The sequence below is a fragment of the Roseomonas genomospecies 6 genome (assembly GCF_008365375.1).
In the GTDB taxonomy this organism is placed as follows: Bacteria; Pseudomonadota; Alphaproteobacteria; order Azospirillales; family Azospirillaceae; genus Azospirillum.
This window is the reverse complement of the sequence record NZ_QOKW01000007.1, coordinates 90,622-111,597: the sequence shown is the minus strand read 5'-3', so window position 1 is coordinate 111,597 and position 20,976 is coordinate 90,622. Positions and strand designations below refer to the sequence as shown.

The 20,976-nt window shown below is 69.7% G+C and carries 21 protein-coding genes, 1 tRNA gene and 1 pseudogene; 12 read left to right on the top strand and 11 right to left on the bottom strand.

Going from position 1 to position 20,976, the window contains the following annotated elements:
• Positions 1-21: 21 nt before the first annotated feature.
• From DS843_RS11485 to queG, 8 genes are all read left to right on the top strand, one after another.
• A complete protein-coding gene (locus DS843_RS11485; protein ID WP_149469145.1) occupies positions 22-1,827 on the top strand; it encodes a M3 family oligoendopeptidase in 1,806 nt (601 codons plus the stop codon).
• 82 nt (positions 1,828-1,909) lie between these two features.
• Entirely contained in the window at positions 1,910-2,311 is a 402-nt protein-coding gene (locus DS843_RS11480) for a bacteriohemerythrin (protein ID WP_167525268.1), read from the top strand.
• Between the two features lie 178 nt (positions 2,312-2,489).
• Positions 2,490-3,914, top strand: coding sequence for an FAD-binding oxidoreductase (locus DS843_RS11475; RefSeq protein ID WP_149469018.1), 1,425 nt, complete (start codon positions 2,490-2,492; stop codon positions 3,912-3,914).
• A gap of 72 nt (positions 3,915-3,986) precedes the next feature.
• Positions 3,987-5,333 carry an ABC1 kinase family protein gene (locus DS843_RS11470; protein WP_149469017.1) on the top strand — a complete coding sequence of 449 codons (1,347 nt, stop codon included), beginning with the start codon at positions 3,987-3,989 and terminating at the stop codon, positions 5,331-5,333.
• A gap of 57 nt (positions 5,334-5,390) precedes the next feature.
• The gene (queA, locus tag DS843_RS11465) at positions 5,391-6,410 is read left to right on the top strand and encodes a tRNA preQ1(34) S-adenosylmethionine ribosyltransferase-isomerase QueA (RefSeq protein WP_149469016.1); all 1,020 of its coding nucleotides are present in this window, start codon (positions 5,391-5,393) and stop codon (positions 6,408-6,410) included.
• A complete protein-coding gene (gene tgt / locus DS843_RS11460; protein ID WP_149469015.1) occupies positions 6,410-7,612 on the top strand; it encodes a tRNA guanosine(34) transglycosylase Tgt in 1,203 nt (400 codons plus the stop codon). The genes queA and tgt overlap by 1 nt, the downstream gene beginning before the upstream one ends.
• Complete coding sequence (queF, locus tag DS843_RS11455) at positions 7,605-8,069, top strand: preQ(1) synthase (protein ID WP_149469014.1); 465 nt, start codon at positions 7,605-7,607, stop codon at positions 8,067-8,069. The genes tgt and queF overlap by 8 nt, the downstream gene beginning before the upstream one ends.
• A gap of 191 nt (positions 8,070-8,260) precedes the next feature.
• Positions 8,261-9,334 (top strand): tRNA epoxyqueuosine(34) reductase QueG, encoded by a 1,074-nt coding sequence (queG, locus tag DS843_RS11450; RefSeq protein ID WP_149469013.1) that lies wholly within the window; start codon positions 8,261-8,263, stop codon positions 9,332-9,334.
• A gap of 5 nt (positions 9,335-9,339) precedes the next feature.
• Here the strand turns inward: queG and DS843_RS11445 are convergent, their stop codons facing one another.
• Positions 9,340-10,332, bottom strand: a complete 993-nt coding sequence (locus tag DS843_RS11445; RefSeq protein ID WP_286192055.1) for a glycosyltransferase family 9 protein — start codon at positions 10,330-10,332, stop codon at positions 9,340-9,342.
• Entirely contained in the window at positions 10,329-11,564 is a 1,236-nt protein-coding gene (locus DS843_RS11440) for an O-antigen ligase family protein (protein ID WP_149469012.1), read from the bottom strand. Before DS843_RS11440 ends, DS843_RS11445 begins: the two co-directional genes overlap by 4 nt.
• A 140-nt stretch (positions 11,565-11,704) precedes the next feature.
• Here DS843_RS11440 and DS843_RS11435 point away from each other — a divergent pair.
• Positions 11,705-11,932, top strand: a pseudogene (locus DS843_RS11435) (transposase family protein); the annotation flags it as partial.
• A 15-nt stretch (positions 11,933-11,947) separates the two neighbouring features.
• Here DS843_RS11435 and DS843_RS11430 read toward each other — a convergent pair.
• From DS843_RS11430 to cysE, 8 genes are all read right to left on the bottom strand, one after another.
• Positions 11,948-12,163, bottom strand: coding sequence for a hypothetical protein (locus DS843_RS11430; protein WP_149469011.1), 216 nt, complete (start codon positions 12,161-12,163; stop codon positions 11,948-11,950).
• 118 nt (positions 12,164-12,281) lie between these two features.
• Positions 12,282-12,356 (bottom strand) — tRNA-Met (locus tag DS843_RS11420).
• Between the two features lie 133 nt (positions 12,357-12,489).
• Positions 12,490-13,611: a tRNA 2-thiouridine(34) synthase MnmA gene (gene mnmA / locus DS843_RS11415; protein ID WP_149469010.1), complete on the bottom strand. Its 1,122-nt coding sequence runs from the start codon at positions 13,609-13,611 to the stop codon at positions 12,490-12,492.
• Positions 13,612-13,747: 136 nt separating this feature from the next.
• Positions 13,748-14,077 carry a ferredoxin family 2Fe-2S iron-sulfur cluster binding protein gene (locus tag DS843_RS11410; protein ID WP_149469009.1) on the bottom strand — a complete coding sequence of 110 codons (330 nt, stop codon included), beginning with the start codon at positions 14,075-14,077 and terminating at the stop codon, positions 13,748-13,750.
• A gap of 46 nt (positions 14,078-14,123) precedes the next feature.
• Positions 14,124-14,789: a molecular chaperone DnaJ gene (locus DS843_RS11405; protein WP_149469008.1), complete on the bottom strand. Its 666-nt coding sequence runs from the start codon at positions 14,787-14,789 to the stop codon at positions 14,124-14,126.
• Positions 14,790-14,929: 140 nt separating this feature from the next.
• Positions 14,930-16,054 carry a cysteine desulfurase family protein gene (locus tag DS843_RS11400; RefSeq protein WP_149469007.1) on the bottom strand — a complete coding sequence of 375 codons (1,125 nt, stop codon included), beginning with the start codon at positions 16,052-16,054 and terminating at the stop codon, positions 14,930-14,932.
• Between the two features lie 20 nt (positions 16,055-16,074).
• Complete coding sequence (locus DS843_RS11395; protein ID WP_014239836.1) at positions 16,075-16,557, bottom strand: Rrf2 family transcriptional regulator; 483 nt, start codon at positions 16,555-16,557, stop codon at positions 16,075-16,077.
• A gap of 76 nt (positions 16,558-16,633) precedes the next feature.
• On the bottom strand, positions 16,634-17,407 hold the full coding sequence (gene cysE / locus DS843_RS11390) for a serine O-acetyltransferase (RefSeq protein WP_286192054.1): 774 nt from the start codon (positions 17,405-17,407) through the stop codon (positions 16,634-16,636).
• 265 nt (positions 17,408-17,672) lie between these two features.
• On the opposite strand from cysE, the gene DS843_RS11385 reads away from it, so the two are divergent.
• A complete protein-coding gene (locus tag DS843_RS11385) occupies positions 17,673-18,335 on the top strand; it encodes an alpha/beta hydrolase (RefSeq protein WP_149469005.1) in 663 nt (220 codons plus the stop codon).
• A 17-nt stretch (positions 18,336-18,352) separates the two neighbouring features.
• Positions 18,353-18,496: a hypothetical protein gene (locus tag DS843_RS31155; RefSeq protein WP_167525267.1), complete on the top strand. Its 144-nt coding sequence runs from the start codon at positions 18,353-18,355 to the stop codon at positions 18,494-18,496.
• Positions 18,497-18,506: 10 nt separating this feature from the next.
• On the opposite strand, the gene DS843_RS11380 is transcribed toward DS843_RS31155, so the two are convergent.
• Complete coding sequence (locus DS843_RS11380) at positions 18,507-19,574, bottom strand: anhydro-N-acetylmuramic acid kinase (protein WP_149469004.1); 1,068 nt, start codon at positions 19,572-19,574, stop codon at positions 18,507-18,509.
• Positions 19,575-19,697: 123 nt separating this feature from the next.
• Between DS843_RS11380 and tyrS the strand changes: the two genes are divergently transcribed.
• Positions 19,698-20,951 (top strand): tyrosine--tRNA ligase, encoded by a 1,254-nt coding sequence (gene tyrS / locus DS843_RS11375; protein WP_149469003.1) that lies wholly within the window; start codon positions 19,698-19,700, stop codon positions 20,949-20,951.
• Positions 20,952-20,976: the final 25 nt, after the last annotated feature.

Here is a 20,976-nt window from a genome sequence, read left to right as displayed (position 1 = left end):
CTTGGCGGTCCGCAGACCGGCATGCCCGATACCGCCCTGGTCGCCACCGGGGATGGCCCGGACCTCGGCGCCCTGCCCTCCTGGGACCTGACCGACCTCTATCCGGGCATGGAATCGGCCGAGCTGAAGGCCGACCTGGACCGGATGGACGGCGCGTCCAAGGACTTTCACGCCACCTACGCCGGCAAGCTGGCCGGGCTGGACGGCAACGCCTTCGCCACCGCCATCCGCGAGTATGAACGCATCGACGAGGTGCTGTCGCGGGTGATGTCCTACGCCGGGCTGGTCTACAACGGCAACATGACCGACCCGGCCATCGCCAAGTTCTACCAGTCGGCGCAGGAGCGGGTGAACGGCATCTCCACCCACCTCGTCTTCTTCACGCTGGAGATCAACCGGCTGGAGGACAAGGTCCTGGACGCCAAGCTGAAGGCGTCGAAGGAACTGGCCCGCTACGCCCCCTGGCTGCGCGACGTCCGCCTGTTCCGCGAGCACCAGCTTTCCGACGAGGTGGAGCGGCTGCTCCATGAGAAGCATGTGGTCGGGCGCGCCGCCTGGAACCGCCTGTTCGACGAGACCATCGCCAGCTTGCGCTTCCCCATCGGCGGGAAGGAGCTGACCTGCGCGGAGGCGCTGAACCGCCTGTCCGACCGCAACCAGGCGGTCCGCAAGGAGGCCGGTACGGTGATCGGCCGCGTCATGGGCGACAACATCCGCCTGTTCGCACTGGTCACCAACACGCTGGCCAAGGACAAGGAGATCGACGACAAGTGGCGCAACTACAAGGCGCCGACGTCGGCCCGCAACCTGTCCAACCGCGTCGAGGACGAGGTGGTGGACGCCCTGGCCGCGGCGGTGAAGGACGCCTACCCGGCCCTGTCCCACCGTTATTACGCGATGAAGGCCAAGTGGTTCGGGCAGGACCATCTGGACTATTGGGACCGCAACGCGCCGCTTCCCGACGACGCCGACCGCAGCATCCGCTGGGACGAGGCGCGCGACCTCGTGCTGGGCGCCTACGGGCGCTTCTCGCCGGAGCTGGGGGCGCTGGGCAAGCGTTTCTTCGACAACGCCTGGATCGACGCGCCGGTGCGCCCCGGCAAGGCGCCGGGCGCCTTCGCCCACCCGACGGTGCCCAGCGTCCACCCCTATCTGCTGGTCAACTACCAGGGCAAGACGCGCGACGTGATGACGCTGGCGCATGAGCTGGGCCACGGCGTGCACCAGATCCTGGCCGGCGGTCAGGGGCACCTGCTGTCCGACACGCCGCTGACGCTGGCGGAGACCGCGTCGGTGTTCGGCGAGATGCTGACCTTCCGCGCCCTGCTCGACCGCGAGACCGACCCGAAGCGCCGCAAGATCATGCTGGCCTCCAAGGTGGAGGACATGCTGAACACGGTGGTCCGCCAGATCGCCTTCTTCGACTTCGAGCGCCGCGTCCACACCGAACGCCGCGAGGGCGAACTGACGGCGGAGCGGCTGGGCGAGATCTGGATGGCGGTGCAGACCGAAAGCCTCGGCCCGGCGCTGCGCTTCGACGAGGGCTACCGGAACTACTGGTCCTACATCCCGCACTTCATCCACTCGCCCTTCTACGTCTACGCCTACGCCTTCGGCGACTGCCTCGTGAACTCGCTCTACGCGGTCTATCAGGAGTCGGAGAAGGGGTTCGCGGAGAAGTATCTGGCGATGCTGTCGGCGGGCGGCACGCTGCGCCATCAGGAGCTTCTGGCCCCCTTCGGGCTGGACGCCAGCGACCCCGCCTTCTGGCAGAAGGGCCTGAACGTCATCCGCGGCTTCGTCGACGAACTGGAAAAGCAGAGCTGACGGGAATTTCTTGACGGACGTCAAGAGTCCTTACGCCATGGATGGGTATGGTGGCCTCCAACGATCCCTTCGGAGGCCACCCATGCCCACCCTCTCCATCCCCGCCTGGGACGAGTCCCTGGAAGTCGGCAATGCCATCATCGACGCCGACCACAAGGAAACCATCGAGCTTCTGGCCGAAGCCGCCCAGGCGCCGGACGCCGACCTGCCCGCCCATTTCAACGCCTTCGCCCAGCACCTCCGCGACCATCTGGCCCGCGAGGAGGAGCTGATGCACCAGTACGGCTTCCCGCCGACGCCCATCCATGTGCACGAGCACAACCGCGTCCGGCTGGAGCTGGAGGGCATCGCAAAGCGCATGGCCGCTGGCAACCTCGCGCTGGTCCGCGGTTATCTGACCGAGGTGGTGCCGGAGTGGTTCATCAACCACAAGAACACCATGGACAGCGCCACCGCCGCCTGGATTCGCAGCCAGGGCGGCTGACCCGCCGCTTTCCCCCGACAAAGCCGCACGGACACCGAATTGAGGAGTGTCCCCGTCCGGAAGAACACCGGCGGAAGCCCTTTCCCGAATGGCCTGCGCTGGGGCAGCGCTTTATCGTTGTTGCCCTTTCGCAGCGAATTTATTCGCGAAAGTTGCTGCTTTGACGGGGAGGTGCCCGATGGGTGACGTCACGCTCCGCACCGCCGACCGGCGGGAGACGATCCTTTCCCAACAGGCCATCGACGATCTTGCGGCCCGGATGCGCGGCCCGCTGCTGACCCCGCAGACGGCGGGCTACGAGGAGGCCCGGACGATCTGGAACGCCATGATCGACCGCCGGCCCGGCCTGATCGTCCGCTGCGCCGGGGCCGCCGACGTCATGCAGGCGGTGCGCTTCGCGCGGGAGAGCGGGTTGCTGGTCTCCGTGCGTGGCGGTGGTCACAACATCGCGGGAAACTCCCTGTGCGACGGCGGACTGCTGATCGACCTCGGCGCCCTGCGCTTCGTCCACGTCGATCCGGTCAGCCGCACCGCGCGGGTGGCACCCGGCGCCACGTTGGGCGACCTGGACCGGGAAACCCAAGCCTTCGGGCTGGCCGTGCCGGTCGGGATCAACTCCACCACGGGTATCGCCGGGCTGACGCTGGGCGGCGGCTTCGGCTGGCTGACGCGCAAGCATGGGCTGACGGTGGACAATCTGCTGTCCGCCGACGTGGTCACCGCCGACGGCCAGTTCCTGCGGGCAAGCGCCGACGAGAACGCCGACCTGTTCTGGGCCATCCGCGGCGGCGGCGGCAATTTCGGCATCGTCACCTCCTTCACCTTCCGCCTTCATCCGGTGGGGCCGATGGTCTTTGCCGGGCTGGTCGTCCATCCCTTCGAGGGAGCCGGCGACCTGATGCGCCGCTACCGCGACGCCACGGCGGCCCTGCCGGACGAGGCCACCGCCTGGGTCGTCCTGCGCAAGGCCCCGCCCCTGCCCTTCCTGCCGCCGGACGTGCACGGCAAGACGGTGGTGGTGATGCCGGTCTTCCATGCCGGCGGCGACGAGGCGGCGGCCCGTAAGGCTCTGGAGCCCGTTCTGTCGCTGGGCACGCCCGTCGGGGAGCATGTCGGCCTCATGCCCTACGCGGCGTGGCAGGCGGCCTTCGACCCGCTTCTGGTGCCGGGGGCGCGCAACTACTGGAAATCGCAGAACTTCACCGGGCTGGAGAACGGGCTGATCGACCTGCTGGTCGAGGAGGCCGGGAGGCTGCCCTCCGACCACTGCGAGATTTTCGTCGGCCTGCTCGGTGCCGCGGCCAACCGCGTGCCGGCGGACGCCACCGCCTACCCGCACCGCGACGCCGTGTTCGTGATGAACGTCCACGCGCGCTGGAACACCCCGCCGGAGGACAGCGCCTGCATCCAATGGGCGCGCGGCGTTTCCGACCGGACCGCCCGCTACGCGACGGGCGGCGTCTACGTGAACTTCGTGACCGACGACGAACAGCGCGTCCAGGCCGCCTATGGGCCGAACTACGAACGCCTGCGGGCGCTGAAGGCGGCGTACGATCCCGGCAACCTGTTCTGCGTGAACCAGAACATCGCACCGGGCGGGTGACGGCGCCGGCACGCTCCGGTTCCGTCCAGCGTGGGACTCGCCTTTCGGCCTCGCCGCACCCACCTATTCGGCATGCCGAACACGGATGAGAACAGGCTTGGCGGCCGGATCGCGCGGTATGCGCGGGTTGGAACCGCCGTGGGGGGCCTTGCGGCCCGTTTCGCCGGAGAACGGGTGCTGGGCATCCCCCTGGAGCGGGATCGCCACGCCGCCGAATTGCGCGCCGCTCTGGGCGGGCTGAAGGGGCCGTTGATGAAGGTGGCGCAACTGCTGTCCACCATCCCCGACGCCCTGCCCCGCGAGTATGTGCAGGAACTGTCGCAGCTTCAGGCCGACGCGCCGTCCATGGGCTGGCCCTTCGTGAAACGCCGCATGGCCAGCGAACTCGGTCCCAACTGGCACAAGCGCTTCAAGCATTTCGAGCATAACGCCGCCGCCGCCGCCTCGCTGGGGCAGGTGCACCGGGCCGTGGGGCCGGACGGGCGGGATCTCGCCTGCAAGCTCCAGTACCCGGACATGGCCTCCGCCGTGGAGGCGGACCTGCGCCAGTTGGGCCTGATCTTCGCCATCTTCGAACGCACCGACAGCGCGATCTCCACCAAACAAATCCAGGCCGAAATCGGCGCTCGCCTGCGCGAGGAGCTGGATTACGAGCGCGAGGCCAAGCACGCCCGCCTCTACCGCGCCATGCTGGCCGACACCTCCGGCGTCCATGTTCCGGCGGTGGTGCCGGAGCTGTCCACCCGACGCCTGCTGACGCTGGAATGGGTGGAGGGGCGCAAGATCCTCGACTTCGTGAAGGACCACCCGGACGCACGCGACGAGCTGGCGATGAACATGTTCCGTGCCTGGTACGTGCCCTTCTACGGCTACGGGATCATCCACGGCGACCCGCATCTGGGGAACTACACGGTGCGGCCCGACCGCTCCATCAACCTGCTGGATTTCGGCTGCGTCCGCGTCTTCCCGGCCCGCTTCGTGAAGGGCGTGATCGACCTCTACGACGCGCTGAAGAACGGCAACCAGGACAAGGCGGTGGAGGCCTACCGCACCTGGGGCTTCGCCAACCCGTCCAAGGATCTGGTGGACGTCCTGAACATCTGGGCGCGCTTCGTCTACGCCCCGATCATGGACGACCGCAGCCGCCGCATCGAGGAGACCAACTCCGGCCACTATGGCCGCGAGACCGCCGCCAAGGTCCATGCCGAGTTGCGCCGCGTCGGCGGGGTGGAGGTGCCGCGGGAGTTCGTCTTCATGGACCGCGCGGCCATCGGTCTGGGCTCCGTCTTCCTGCGTCTCCAGGCCGAGGTGAACTGGTACCGGCTGTTCCAGGAGATGATCCAGGGCTTCGACGTGGACGCCCTGCACGCCCGCCAGACCGCCTCCCTGACCGCCCAGGGCCTCCCCCTGCCCGAATAAGTGCCGACTCGTAATGCTTCCCCCGTCCCACCGCTTTGGTCTATACGAGCGGCTCCCATGAAGACCGCCGATTTCGACTTCGACCTTCCGCCGGACCGCATCGCCGAGCATCCGGCCAAGCCGCGTGACGCCGCCCGTCTGCTGGACGTGGCGGAGCGTCTGCACGACCGCATCGTGCGCGACCTGCCCGCCCTGCTGGAGCCGGGCGACCTGATGGTCGTGAACGACACCCGCGTCATCCCCGCCCGCCTCGATGGCCGGCGCGGCGAGGTGCGGGTGGAGATCACCCTCCACAAGCGCGAGGGCGAGCGGGAATGGGCGACCTTCGCCCGCCCCGGCAAACGGCTGAAGCCCGGCGACGTGATCGCCATCGCGGACGATTTCGCCGCGGAGGTCGTCGCCAAGGACGGCATGGAGGTGCGGCTGCGCTTCTCCAAGGGCGGGGCGGCGCTGATGGAGGCGCTGCACCGCCATGGCCGGATGCCCCTGCCCCCCTACATCCGGCGCGCGGCGGACGAGCAGGACGCGGCGGACTACCAGACCGTCTTCGCCGCGCGCGAGGGCGCCGTGGCCGCCCCCACCGCCGGGCTGCACTTCACGCCGGAGCTTCTGGCGGCGCTCGACGCGCGCGGCATCCGCCGCGTGCCGGTGACGCTTCATGTCGGGGCCGGGACCTTCCTGCCGGTCAAGGTGGACGATATCGCCGACCACCGGATGCACAGCGAGTGGGGCGAAGTCTCCGCGGAGACGGCGGAGGCCATCAACGCCACCCGCGCCGCGGGCGGGCGGATCGTGTCGGTCGGCACCACGGCGCTGCGCATCCTGGAGACGGCGGGGCTGGAGGACGGAACGATCCGGCCCTTCAGCGGCGACACCGACATCTTCATCACCCCCGGCTACCGCTTCAAGATCGTGGACCTTCTGGTGACCAACTTCCACCTGCCCCGCTCCACCCTGTTCATGCTGGTCTGCGCCTTCGCGGGCATGGACCGGATGAAGGCGGCCTACGCGCACGCCATCGGCCAGGGCTACCGTTTCTTCAGCTACGGCGATGCGTCGCTGCTCCGGAGGGTGTGATGACCGGGATCGGGTTCGAGCTTCTGAAGACCGACGGGCGCGCCCGGCGCGGGCGGGTGTCCACCGCGCACGGCGTCATCAACACGCCGGCCTTCATGCCCGTGGGCACCGCCGCCACGGTCAAGGCGATGACCAGCGACGCGGTGAAATCCACCGGCGCGGAAATCCTGCTCGGCAACACCTACCATCTGATGCTGCGCCCCACGGCGGAGCGCGTCGGCCAGTTGGGCGGGCTGCACCGCTTCATGAACTGGGACAAGCCGATCCTGACGGACAGCGGCGGCTTCCAGGTCATGTCCCTGTCGGACCTGCGCACCATGACCGAGGAGGGGGTGACCTTCAAATCCCACCTCGACGGCAGCAAGCACCACCTGACGCCGGAACGCTCCATCCAGATCCAGCATCTGCTGGACAGCAACATCACCATGTGCCTGGACGAGTGCACCCCCTTCCCGGCGACGGAGGCCCAGGCGGCAAGTTCCATGCGCCTGTCGATGCGCTGGGCGAAGCGCAGCAAGGACGCCTTCGTCGAGCGGCCCGGCTACGGCCTGTTCGGCATCGTGCAGGGCGGTGTCTACGCGGACCTGCGGGCGGAGAGCGTGGCGGCCCTGACCGACGTCGGCTTCGACGGCTACGCCATCGGCGGGCTGGCCGTCGGCGAAGGCCAGGAGACGATGTTCACCGTGCTCGACTTCACCGAGCCGCTGATGGTCAAGGATCGCCCGCGCTACCTGATGGGCGTGGGCCGTCCCAGCGACCTGATCGGGGCGGTGCGGCGCGGCGTGGACATGTTCGACTGCGTGATGCCCACCCGCTCGGGCCGCACGGGTCAGGCCTTCGTGAGGCGCGGCACCATCAACATCCGCAACGCCCGCCACGCCCACGACGAGCGCCCGCTCGACGAGGAATGCGGCTGCCCGGCTTGCCGGAACCACAGCCGCGCCTATCTGCATCACCTGTTCAAGGCGGGCGAGATGCTGGGGCCGATGCTGCTGACCTGGCACAACCTGCATTACTACCAGGACCTGATGGCCGAGCTTCGGCAGGCCATCGAGGAGGGCCGCTTCGAAGAGGTCGCGGGCGCGCTGGAGGCCCGCCTGAACGAAGGCGACGTCCCGGCGACCGAGGACCCTCTGGCCGCCCTGAAGGTGAAGCCGGCCAAGCCGGCAAAGCCCGCGAAAAAGGAATCGATCGATGTCTGAGAGCATCTATTCCGGCCTGACGCAGCTCGGCGGCGCCACGGTCCAGCCGAAGACGCCGGAAGAGGCGGTGCTGGAGCGCGTGCCGAACCCGAACCCCGGTGAGAGCTACGTCGTGCGCTTCACCGCGCCGGAATTCACCTCGCTCTGCCCGATCACCGGCCAGCCGGATTTCGCCCATCTGGTCATCGACTATGTGCCCGGCGACTGGCTGGTGGAGTCGAAGTCGCTCAAGCTGTTCCTGACCAGCTTCCGCAACCACGGCGCCTTCCACGAGGCCTGCACGGTCGGCATCGGCAAGCGTCTGGTGGAGGAGCTGAAGCCGGTGTGGCTGCGCATCGGCGGCTATTGGTACCCGCGCGGTGGCATCCCCATCGACGTGTTCTACGCCACCGGCGAGCCGCCGAAGGGCGTGTGGATTCCGCCGCAGGACGTCCAGACCTACCGTGGCCGCGGCTGATCCTCATTCACTCTGCCCCCTCTCCCGTCCCGGGAGAGGGTGGCCGCGAAGCGGCCGGGTGAGGGTCGCGCAAGGATCGGGGCGCTGATCCCCGGAGGCACCCTCACCCTTCCCGCGTGGTGCGCGGGTCCCTTCCCTCTCCCGGGACGGGAGAGGGGCGCTTCCGCCTCCCACACGGTCAAAACACCACCATGCCCGACCAAGACACCTCCATCCGTGAAGCGATCCGCGACCGCGCCCTGTCGCTGGGCTTCGACGCGGTCGGTTTCGCGCGGGCGGAGCTGGGCGAGGAGGCCAAGGAGCGGTTGGCCGAGTTCCTGCGCCAGGGGCGGCACGGCGACATGGGCTGGATGGAGGACAAGGCCGACCGCCGCGTCCATCCCCAGTCCCTGTGGCCGGAGGCGCGCACCGTCATCGCGCTCGGCACCAGCTACGCCCCGGCGGAGGACCCGCGCGCCCTGCTGGCGCATCCCGACCGGGGAATCGTGTCGGTCTACGCGCGGAACCGCGATTACCACGACCTCATCAAGGGCCGGCTGAAGACGCTGGGCCAATGGATGGCCCACCGCTTCAAGGCGGAGCTGAAGGTCTTCGTGGACACCGCCCCGGTGATGGAAAAGCCGCTGGCCGAGAAGGCCGGGCTGGGCTGGCAGGGCAAGCACACCAACCTCGTGTCGCGCACCCACGGCTCCTGGCTGTTCCTGGGGGAGGTCTACACGACGCTGGAGCTTCCGCCCGACCCGCCGGGGGTGGACCGCTGCGGCCAGTGCCGCCGCTGTCTGGACGCCTGCCCCACCGCCGCCTTTCCGGCCCCCAACCAGTTGGACGCGCGGCGCTGCATCTCCTACCTGACCATCGAGCACAAGGGGCCGATCCCCGAAGACCTGCGCCCGCTGATGGGCAACCGCATCTACGGCTGCGACGATTGCCTGGCCGCCTGCCCCTGGAACAAGTTCGCCCAACGCTCCCGCGAGGCGGCCTTCCTGCCGCGGGCGGAGCTGACGGCGCCGCGTCTGGCCGATCTGGCGCAGTTGGACGACGCGGGTTTCCGGCAGGTCTTCAGCGGCTCCCCCATCAAGCGGATCGGGCGTGACCGCTTCGTGCGCAACGTGCTGGTGGCCTTGGGCAACAGCGGCGACGCCCGCCACGTCGCGGTGGCCGAGCAGGTGGCCGAACGCCTGCTGGACGACCTGAGCGAGGTGGTGCGCGATGCCGCCGGCTGGGCGTTGGCCCGGCTCCGGTCCCCACCGGCCCGCTCGGGCTGAGCGGGTCAGTCGTTCGGGCGTTGGCGGGTCAGATCGTCCATGGCCGCGAGCACGCCCGCCACATCCATGTCCGCGAAAACGGGCCGGTGGTGGATGACCATGCGCGGCCCGTTGGCGTGGATGGGGACGGAGGCGTCACAGTACAGCCCCAGGGTCGGGCAGCCGATGGCGGCGACCAGATGGGTCGGACCGGTGTCGTTGCCCACCGTCGCCCAGGCCCGGCGGGCCAGCCCGGCGATCTGCGGCACGCTGGTCCGGCTGGTCAGGTCCACCGCCTGCGGACAGGCGGCGGCGAGGGCCTGCGCAAGCTCCGCCTCGATGGCCGTTCCCAGCACCACCGGCGTGATCCCGCGCGCGGCCAGCGCCCGCGCCAGCTCGCCGTAGCGCTCCAACGGCCAGCGCTTGTCGGGCCGTCCGGGGGAGGAACCGGGGATGAGCAGAGCGTAGGGCGCCGGGATGCCGAATCCGCTGGTGTCGGCGTCGAGCCAGGACAGGTCCGGCACCGCGTCCGGCACGATGCCGAAAGGGGCCAGTTGCCGGGTGTAGCGTTCGATCACCGGCACCTTGCGGCGGCCCGGATAATGGTCGCGATGCGAGGCGCCCCAGGCCGTTCCCGACCATTCCGGCCAGGGGCCGGGAGCGAGCAGCCACCAATAGCGGTCGGTGCGCCGCTGCGCCTGGAGGTCGTAGACCCGGTCGAAGCGTCCGGCGCGCAGCAGCCGGCGGATGCGCATGTAAGCGCCGATGGACCGCTCGCGCGGGTCCTCCAGAACCTCGTCGAACAGGCCGCTGAGGCGGGCGAGCGGGGCCAGGGACGGCAGGGTCAGCAGCGCCAGATGGTCGCCGCCGTGGTGCCGCCGGATCGCCGAGAAGGCGGTCTGGGCCAGGAAGAAGTCGCCGAAGGCTCCCAGCTTGATGACCAGGACGCGGCGGCGCGCCCTGCTGCCGCTCTCGGGGCCGCTCTCGGGGCCGCTCCCATTGCCGCTCGCCACCGTCATTCGCCACCCGCCGGGGTGCGGGCGGCCAGCCGCAGCATCAGCCCGGCGGCCAGCATCCCGCCCATCCACCACGCCTGCCAGATGCCGTAGGCCGTGCTCGCCATGGCGAGGCCGGAGGCGAAGAGCGCCAGCGCGAAGGGTTGCAGCCGCCGCTCGAACCGCCCCGTGCCGAGCAGGAGCAGCAGCGCCGCCGCCAGCGCCAGCGCCGCCCCCAAGGCGCCCAGTTCCAGCCAGATTTGCAGAAAGGCGTTGTGGGGGTGCAGCGGCAGCAGACTGTCGGTCAACGTACCGAAGCGGGACACCGCCCTTTCCGGGTCCAGCGCGCGGGAGGCGTCGATGCCTTGCCCGACAAAAGGCGTTTCCAGCGCGCGGTCGGCGGCCATGCCCCAAATCTCCACCCGGTGCCGGGCCGACGGAAACAGCCAATCGGCCCCGTCCAGGTTCAGCACACGGTCGAACAGCAGCACCAGCGGCAGGACGAAGACGAAGGCGACGGTCAGGACCGCCGCCAAGGCCCCGCGGACCAGCCGCGGCGACCGGAGGGCCAGCGCGAAGGCCGCGCCGCCGGCGGCCACCCCCAGCATGGCCGACCGGCTGGTCAGCAGAAGGCAGGCCGCCGCGAAGATCGCCGGAAGCAGAAACGCCGCCCCGCGCCGCCCGGCCCGGTCGAGCGCCATGGCCGCCGGCCAGACCAGCAGGCAGAGAAGCACCGCGGTGCGCTTCGGCACGTTGCTCTCGGCGATCTCCACGCCCGCGGGGACGTGGTTCCACCAACGGTGCAGCGGAAAATCCAGCGCCGCTTCCACCGCAAACAGCAGGACGCCCGCAAAGATCCCAAAAAGGAACAGGCCGGTCAGCCGCCGCGCCTCCACCCCCGGCAGGGAGGACAGCCACGCTCCGCCCGCCAGCGCGCCGAGACCGATGTAGCCGATTTCCACCACCGTCAGGCCGGCACGCGGCGACGGGCTCCACAGGATGGACAGGGAAGCCAGCGCCAGGAAGGCCAGGACCACCGCCGTGCCGGGCATCGCCCGTTGCAACCGTCCCAGGGCGCCGCGGCGGGTCAACCCGGCCAGCGCGATCAGAGCGATCAAAATGGCCCAAACCGGCAGCCCGCGCGGCGCCATGGCCGCCAGCGGGCCGAGCGCCGCCGCCGTCACGCCGGCCAGACCCGCCAGAACCGCATCGGGAATTCCCCGTGCGGAGTCGCGCTGTGACAAGGGGAAGGCCATGAGTTCTCGCGTCCGTGAGGCACGGCGCGGCTTAACAGATGCCCCGCGCGAAAGCAACGGGGACTGCCTAAGGGGGTTGGCCGGGGGAACGGGGCAATCGGGTGGAGGAGTGCGTGACAGCGGGTCGGAGTTCTGAATCGATGCGGCGCCTGGGCATCGACACAGTCGCCCGCTTTGGGACGAGAAAGTTGGCGTTTCTGCGCCGGTTCCGGGCCTTTGCCCACGGAACTCCGTCGCATGACCAACTGGGCGACATCTTCGCCACGCTGGACGCCGAGCACTTCCAGCGCTGCTTCGTGGCCTGGGTCGCCGCCCTGACCGACGCCCCCGCCGAGGTGATCGCCATCGACGGCAAGACGGCGTGGCGGCTGGCTCCATCGGCTCTACGAGGTCGAGAGCAACGCCGGCAAGGTGGCCAAAAGGCTCTGCTCCGCCTCGGTGACGTCCTGGTGACCACCGGAACGCCGCCGGGAGGCATCGTCACGGCCGTTCCCGACAAGCAGATCGCCCGGCTGGGCGAGGACGCCTTCGTGAACGACGACGCTCGTCAGGAAGCGATGAATGCCGTCCGGGCTCTGATCGCCCGCGTCGATGTGCATCCCGAGGAGCGGCGGGGCCAGACCCAAGTCAAGGCGTTCGGGCTGATCGAAAAACTGATAAGCCCCGCGCAGGTTATCCTGTGCGGGGCTTCCAGTGCAGTCGGGAGGACTGCAATGATGGTAGCAGCGGAGGGATTTGAACCCCCGACCAAGGGATTATGATTCCCCTGCTCTACCACTGAGCTACGCTGCCATCGTGGCTTACCATCATGGTCCGGCGCGGTCCGTTTCGGTGTTGGCCGCCGCGGTTCGTGCCGGGGCCGCTTATGTATTCCAGCGGGATCGGGGTGTCAACGCTGAAATTTCACTTTTCTGCGAAGTTTTCGTCAGGCTCCCGTGCCGGCGATCCAGCCGCCGCCCAGCACCCGGTCGCCCTGGTAGACGACGCAGGCTTGGCCGGGGGCCACGCCGTATTGCGGCTCGTGCAGTTCGGCCTGCGCGGTGCCTTCCGGACCCGGGCGCCACACCGCCGGGGCCGGCGGCTGGGCGGAGCGAAGCTTCACTTCCACCTCCAGCCCCTCGCCGGGGGCGAGATCGGGGCCGAGCCAGTTGACCTCGCGGATCGTCACCACGCTGCGCGCCAGCTCGCGGCGGGGGCCGACGACGACGCGGCGCTGGCCGGGCTCCAGGCGGACGACGAACAGCGGCTCCTCCTCGCCCCGGATGCCGCCGATTCCCAGACCCTTGCGCTGGCCCACCGTGTAGTGGACCACGCCGCGGTGGCGGCCCAGGACGCGCCCGTCCACATGGACGATGTCGCCGGGCTCGACGGAGCCGGGGCGCAGCTTCGCCACCACGTCGGCGTAGGAGCCGTTGGGGACGAAGCAGATGTCCTGGCTGTCCGGCTTGGCCGCCACCTCCAGACCGTGCTTCTCCGCCAGCGTGCGGGTTTCCGGCTTCGTCAGGCCGCCCAGCGGAAAGCGCAGGAACTCCAACTGCTCCCGCGTCGTGGCGAACAGGAAATAGCTCTGGTCGCGGCCCGGATCGATGGCACGGTGAAGCTCCGCCCCGCCCGCCCCCTGGACGCGGCGCACGTAGTGGCCGGTCGCCAGCGCGTCGGCGCCGAGGTCGCGGGCGGTGTTCAGAAGGTCGCGGAACTTGACCCGCTGGTTGCAGCGCACGCAGGGGATCGGAGTCTCGCCGCGCAGGTAGGTGTCGGCGAAGTCGTCGATCACGTCCTGGGAGAACTTGCCCTCGTAATCCAGCACATAGTGCGGGATGCCGATGCGGTCGGCCACCTGGCGGGCGTCGTAGATGTCCTGCCCGGCGCAGCAGGCGCCCGGCTTCTGCAGGGCGATGCCGTGGTCGTAGAGCTGGAGCGTGATGCCGACCACGTCGTAGCCCTCCTCCCGCAACACCGCGGCGGTGACGGAGGAATCGACGCCGCCGGACATGGCGACGACCACGCGGGTGTCCTGGGGACGCTTGGAAATGCCGAGGGAATTCATGACGCCCTATATGGGCTGGTTCCAAAAAAATTCACCACCGGGGAACCGGGCCGCCGTCCCCGCGGGCGGGGTGGCGCGCCGGTCTCCCGGTGGTGGATGCGGGCCGCGGCCACCCCTGGAGGCGCCGCGGCGGGGGTCAGCGCATGGCGTTGTTGCTGCCGCCGGGCAGGCGCACGGTCAGGCCGTCCAGTTCCTCGCTGATGATGATCTGGCAGCCCAGGCGCGAGGTCTTGGTGAGGCCGAAGGCGAGGTCGAGCATGTCCTCCTCGTCCTCCGACGCCTCGTTCAGCACGTCGAACCACTCCGGCTCCACGATGACGTGGCAGGTCGAGCAGGCGAGCGAGCCCTCGCAGGCGCCTTCCAGGTCCAGGCCGTTCTTGTGCGCGACCTCAAGCACGGACAGGCCGAGCGGGGCGTCCACCTCGCGGCGGGTGCCGTTCGGCTCGATGAAGGTCATCTTGGGCATTGGGGTGCTCTCCTGAACAAAGGCGTCGGTGTGGCCGTGGTTATGATCATGGACTCTTCGGAGCGAGACCAGCGCGCCGCGTCCGGGATTCGGCCGCCAGCGCCTCCAACCGCTCCAGCCGCGCGAGGATGCGCGCGGCGTTGTCGGTCTGCCCGTTGCGGAAGGCAATGGCAAGATACTTGATGCAGCTTTCCACACGCTGACCGAGATCGTGGGCCAGCCGGTCCACCGCCGCCACGTCCGGAGCGGCATCCAGGCGCTGGGCGAGCGCCGCCACCTCCTCGTCCTCATCCGCGGACATGGACGCGGCGGGGGCGTTCAGCAGCTCCAGCAGATAGCGGGCGCGGCGCACCGGATCGCGCAACGTCTCATAAGCCTCGGTCAGCGCATCGGCCTGGGCGCGGGCGTTGGCCTGCTGGCGGGCGCCGCGGGCGGCGAAGCGCTCCGGGTCCATGGCGCGGGAGAAACCGGCGTGCTGGCGGGCCAGCGCCTCCGGTTCGATGTCGAAGCGGCGCTCCAGGCCCAGCCGGGTGAAATGGTCGAGCGGGCGCGGCGCCTGCACCGCCCCGCAGGAATGGCAGAACATCGCACGCGCGGCGACCGAACGGCCGCACAGCCAGCAGGGCTCCAGATCGCCGTCGATGGCCCCGGCGATTCCCTTGGGAGGCCCCCCTTTGGGAAATTGCGGCGGACCGGAATCGGATGTCGTCATCTTTGCCGTCCGTTGAAGCGCTGCACAGGAAGGCCACGGGACCGGCGGATCGCCGTGCGATGGGCCGGGTGATACCCAGAAGCGGGGCGCCGCGCAACCCCGCAAGGTCCGCGGACGAAGCGGGCGGTCATGGAGGGCCGTTACGCCGCAGGCGCACGCGCCAGCCGCCCGGCCATGGCGGCGTAGGCGGCGGCGAAGCGTTCCACCGCCTCCCGGCCGCTGTCCCAGCCCAGGCTGACGCGGATCGCGCAGGCGGCGTCGCTATGGTCCTCGCCCATCGCCGCCAGGACGTGGGACGGCTTCACCTTGCCGCTGGAGCAGGCCGAACCGGCGCTGACCGCCACCCCGGCGAGGTCCAGCGCCATCACCTGGGTCTCCCCCGCCACGCCGGGCAGCAGCAGGTTGCTGGTGTTGCCGACCCGCGGCGCTCCGGCCCCCATGACCCGAGCGCCGGGAACGGCGGCGAGCGCCAGCGCCTCCAGCTCGTCGCGCAGGGCGGTCAGGCGGGCGGTGTCGGGAAGCTCCTCGCGGGCGAGGCGGGCGGCGGCGCCGAAACCGGCGATGCCGACGACGTTCTCGGTCCCGGCGCGGCGGCGCTTCTCCTGCCCGCCGCCACGGACCAGCGCCTCCACCTCCAGCCCATCGGCCAGGATCAGGGCGCCCACGCCCGCCGGGCCGCCGATCTTGTGGGCCGACAGGGTCAGCAGATCCGCACCCAATTCTTTCAGGTTCAGGGGCAGCCGTCCCGCCGCCTGCACGGCGTCGCAATGGAGCAGCGCACCGTGGGCGTGCGCGATCCGGGCGGCCTCGGCGACCGGCTGGATGACGCCCGTCTCGTTGTTGGCGAGCATCAGGGAGACCAGCGCCGGGCCGTCTCCGTCGGCCAGCAGGCGGTCGAGCGCGGCGAGGTCCACGACGCCGTTACGGTCCACCGGGATGCGGCCAGGACAGCGCGCTGCTCCAGGCACCGCCTCCAGCACCGAATCATGCTCGATGGCGGAGGTGACGACGCGCCGTCCCGGAAAGCCACGCAGCGCCAGATTGTTGGCTTCCGTCCCGCTGCCGGTGAAGACGGCCTGGGCGGGCCGCGCGCCGGCCAGGGCGGCGACCTGGGCGCGCGCCTCCTCCACCGCGCGGCGGACCGCGCGGCCGAAGCCGTGCACCGACGACGGGTTGCCGGCGAGATCCATCGCCTGGATCATCGCCGCCTTCACCGCCGGCTTCAGCGGCGCCGAAGCGTTGTGGTCGAGGTAGACGCGGGTCATCGAGGTCGGGCGCGGGTCCCTTACTCCGCCGCGACCGCCGCGCCCTCGTCCGCCGGCTGCGGGCCGCGGATGGTCAGGCTGCTGGTGCCGATGATCCGGCGCTCCACCACGTCGGCCACGGTGACCGAGCTGAGATACATGTGGATCTGGTTGCCCAGCTCCTCCCACAGGTCGTGAGTCAGGCAGCGCGACCGGTTGGTGCGGCAGCCCTGCGGCGTGCCGTTGGCGCAGCGGGTCGTGCGGATCGGCTCGTCCACCGCCAGGATGATGTCGGACACGCGGGTCGCGTCCGCCGGATGGGCCAGCAGATAACCACCGCCGGGACCGCGCACGCTCTTCACGAGGCCACCCTTGCGCAGCTTGGCGAAGAGCTGCTCCAGGTAGGAGAGCGAAATCTCCTGCCGGTCCGCGATGTCGGCAAGGGCGACGGGGCTCCCCTGGCTGGTGGCAGCAAGATCGACCATGGCCATGACGGCATAGCGTCCCTTGGTGCTGAGTCTCATTTTACCCTCCTTACCCTTCCTTCACCCCGGCCCGACCGTCCAGCGGATCGGCGCCAAGCCTCGTGTTTGTGTTTGGTCAACAGGACGCGGCCGGCCCGCCTTCGGTGGACACCGGCTCGCGCACTCCATTGTCGTGCCGGGCGCTCCCGTTGGGAACGCCGTTCGTTTCGTATACAGACGAATTATGGGCGCCGCCGCGTTCCGATTCCAGCTCTTCCACCCGTCGGCGCAGGGTGGACACCTGATCGAGCAGCCCATTCAGAGCGCGCGCCACCGGGTCGGGGATGTCGCCGCAGGGCGTGCCGTAGGGCATGAATTTTTGCGCCTCGGCGCGGTCGCGCGTCACCACGGCCTTGGCCGGGATGCCGACCACGGCGATTCCCGGCGCCACGTCCGCCACCACCACGGCGTTCGCGCCGACGCGGGCGCCGCGCCCGATGGTGATGGCGCCCAACACCTTGGCGCCCGCGCCGACGATCACGCCGCTTTCCAGCGTGGGGTGGCGCTTGCCCTGGTTCAGCGAGGTGCCGCCCAGCGTAACCCCATGATACAGCATCACATCGTCACCGATTTCGGCGGTTTCGCCGATGACGACGCCCATGCCGTGGTCGATGAAGAAGCGGCGCCCGATGGTCGCGCCCGGATGGATCTCGATGCCGGTCAGCGCGCGGGCGATCTGCGACACGACCCGCGCCACGAGGTGCCAGCCGCGATCCCAGCAGTAATGCGCGACGCGGTGCATGACGATGGCGTGGAAGCCCGGATAGCACAGGGCGACCTCCGCCCGCGACCGCGCGGCGGGGTCGCGGGCCATGATACCGTCGATCTCTTCGCGAAGATGCTTGAACACCGGAACACCCGCCGTGGTATAGTCCGCCCTCTTGCCGGAAGAGGTGATCTTTCGCAAGACACCTCGACCCGTGCCTCGCCGGTCGCGCGGGTTGCCCTTGAAGGACGCATCGACGCATATATGATGACCAAGCAAAACGGTCAAGAATTGTGTGCGAAAAATCCATGCCTGTCCATGGGCAACCACGTCCGCTTGCCATGGCGCCCGATCTCCGGCCTTCCGGTGGTTCGGATCACCTTATATTCGCGTCAGGATCGCCGTTCCCATGCCTGAAGTGATGATCAATGGTCCGGCCGGTCGGCTGGAAGGTCGCTACACCCACGGCACCATCCCGAACGCGCCGGTGGCTCTGCTTCTGCATCCGCACCCGCACCACAACGGGACCATGAACAACAAGGTGGTCTTCACCCTGTTCCAGTCCTTCACGAAGCGCGGCTATTCGGCCCTGCGCTTCAACTTCCGCGGGGTGGGCCGCAGCCAGGGCGCCTACGACAAGGGCGAGGGGGAACTGGCCGACGCGGCGGCGGCTCTGGACTGGCTCCAGACCTACAACCCCAACGCCCCGGTCTGCTGGGTCGCCGGGGTGTCCTTCGGGGCCTGGATCGGCATGCAGCTTCTGATGCGCCGCCCGGAGATCGACGCCTTCGTGTCGGTTTCTCCGCCGGCCAACCTGTTCGACTTCTCTTTCCTGGCGCCCTGCCCCTCCTCCGGCCTGATCATCCACGGCGACAAGGACGAGCTGGTTCCGGGGGCGGCGGTGAACAAGCTGGTCACCAAGCTGTCGCACCAGAAGGACATCCGGATCGACCACCGCGTGGTGCCGGGCGCCAACCATTTCTTCGCCAACCGCAGCGACGATCTGGCGGTGCAGGTGGACGACTATCTGGACCGCGCGATGGGCAACCCCGTCGCCGCCGTGGCGGAATGAGTGGCGGAGTGAACAGCGTGACGATCCTCCGCCTCGCCGCCGTCGCCGGTGTCGTAGCGGCTCTGCTGTCCGGTTGCACCAACGCACAGATCGCCAGCGGCCTGGGGAACTGGTGCCGGCACGCCGACAACTGCACCGACAACACCCGCACGCGCCCGTAGGCGCCCTGTTTCACCCCACCGGGTGGAAGCGCCCGCCGGTCATCGGCTGGGGCACGCCGGTGGTGGCCGGAAGGCTGAGCGGCAGGCCCTTGCGGCTGCGCACCGCCAGATAGGCGAAGGCCTCGGCCTCCAGCGCGTCGCCGTTCCAGCCCACCGCCTCCACCGGATCGACGGGAACGCCCAGCCGGTCGGCCAGCATCACCATCAGCGTCGCGTTGTGCCGCCCGCCGCCGCAGACGAGCCAGCGCAGCGGCGCTTGCGGCAGATGCGGGACGATGCGGGCGACCGACGCGGCGGTGAAGGCGGTCAGGGTCGCCGCCCCGTCCTCCACCGACAGCCCGCGGACGGGCGCCGGGTCGAAGGCGTCGCGGTCCAGCGACTTCGGCGCCGGAAGGTCGAAGTAGGGATGGGCGAGCAGCGACGCCAAGACATCCTCGTCCACCGCGCCCCGCCCCGCCAGCGAACCGCCGGAATCGTAGCGCGCTCCCTGGCCGGACAGCACCCAATCGTCCACCAGCGCGTTGCCCGGCCCGGTGTCGCAGGCGATCACGTCGTCCACGCCTTCCCCGATCCAGGTGACGTTGGCGACCCCGCCGATGTTCAGCACGGCCAGAGGCCGCGGCAGGGCGTCGGCCAGCGCGCGGTGGAACAGCGGCACCAGCGGGGCGCCCTGCCCGCCCGCCGCCACGTCCGCCGTGCGGAAATCGTTGACCACGGCGATGCCGGTCGCCCGCGCCAGCCGCGCGCCGTCGCCGATCTGCCAGGTGCGGCGCCGCGCCGGGTCGTGGAAGATCGTCTGGCCGTGGAAGCCGATCAGGTCCACCGCGGCGGCCTCCGCCCCGGCCTCGGCCAGCAGGCGGCGCACCGCGTCGGCGTGGGCGTCGGTCAGCGCCCGTTCCACCGCCTCCACCGGCCCCTTGCCGCCCAGGCAGGAGCGCAGCGCGGCGCGGAAGCCGTCCTCATAGGGGATGGTGACGAAGGCCAGAGGCTCCACCCGGCATTCGCCATCGGTGCGGACCAGCGCCGCGTCGATCCCGTCCATGGAGGTGCCGCTCATCAGCCCGACGACCGTCTGCATTCCCCTGCCTCGCTCCCTTGGGCCCCGTTCCTTTGCCGAATCCGGCCCCGAGAATTGTGGGGCCGCGCGTTCCATGCTAACAGACGCGACCCTGGACCCTACCACGACAGCCGGATCGCGGCCATGACGACGCTGACATCGGATTTCCTCCGCACGCTGCAGGAACGCGGCTTCATCCACCAGTGCACAGACCTCGCCGGGCTCGACGAGCGCGCGGCGAAGGGGCCGATCATCGCCTACATCGGCTTCGACTGCACGGCGGACAGCCTGCATGTGGGCAGCCTGCTGCCGATCATGATGCTGCGCTGGCTGCAGAAGACCGGCCACAAGCCGATCGTTCTGATGGGCGGCGGGACGACCAAGATCGGCGACCCCTCCGGCAAGGACGAGGCGCGCCAGCTCCTGACCGACGAACTCATCAACGCCAACATGGCGGGCATCAAGCGCATCTTCGGGCGCTACCTGTCCTTTGGGGACGGGCCGACCGACGCGGTGATGGTCAACAACGCCGATTGGCTGGACGAGCTGAAATACATCCCGCTGCTGCGCGACATCGGGCGGCATTTCACGATCAACCGCATGATGACCTTCGAGTCGGTGAAGCTGCGGCTGGACCGCGAACAGCCGCTGACCTTCCTGGAATTCAATTACATGATTCTCCAGGCCTACGATTTCGTGGAGCTGTTCCGGCGCGAGAAATGCGTGCTCCAGATGGGCGGGTCGGACCAGTGGGGCAACATCATCAACGGCGTGGAGCTGGGCCGCCGCACCGATGGGGCGGAGCTGTTCGGCCTGACCACGCCGCTGCTGACCACCTCCTCGGGCGCCAAGATGGGCAAGACCGCCGCGGGGGCCATCTGGCTGACCGCCGACAAGCTCAGCGCCTATGATTTCTGGCAGTACTGGCGCAACACCGAGGACGCGGACGTGGGCCGCTTCCTGCGCCTCTACACCGAGCTGCCGCTGGACGAGGTGGCGCGGCTGGAGGCGCTCCAGGGCGCCGACATCAACGAGGCCAAGAAGATCCTGGCCCACGAGGTGACCAAGCTCGCCCACGGCGAGGAGGCTGCCCTGGAGGCCGCCGAGACCGCCCGCCGCACCTTCGAGCAGGGCGCCGCCGCCGAGGGCCTGCCGAGCATCGACCTGCCCCGCGCGGAGCTTGAGGCCGGCGTCGCGGTGGTGGACCTGCTGGTGTCCGCCGGTCTGGCCGCCTCGAAGGGCGAGGCGCGCCGCCTCATCAAGGGCGCGGGCGCGAAGATGAACGACGCGGCCATCGCCGACGAGTCCGCCAAGGCCACGACCGCCGACCTGAACGCCGACGGCGTCATCAAGCTGAGCGCCGGCAAGAAGCGCCACGCGCTGGTCAAGGCGGTCTGACCTTCAGCGACTCCACCGGTTTCCC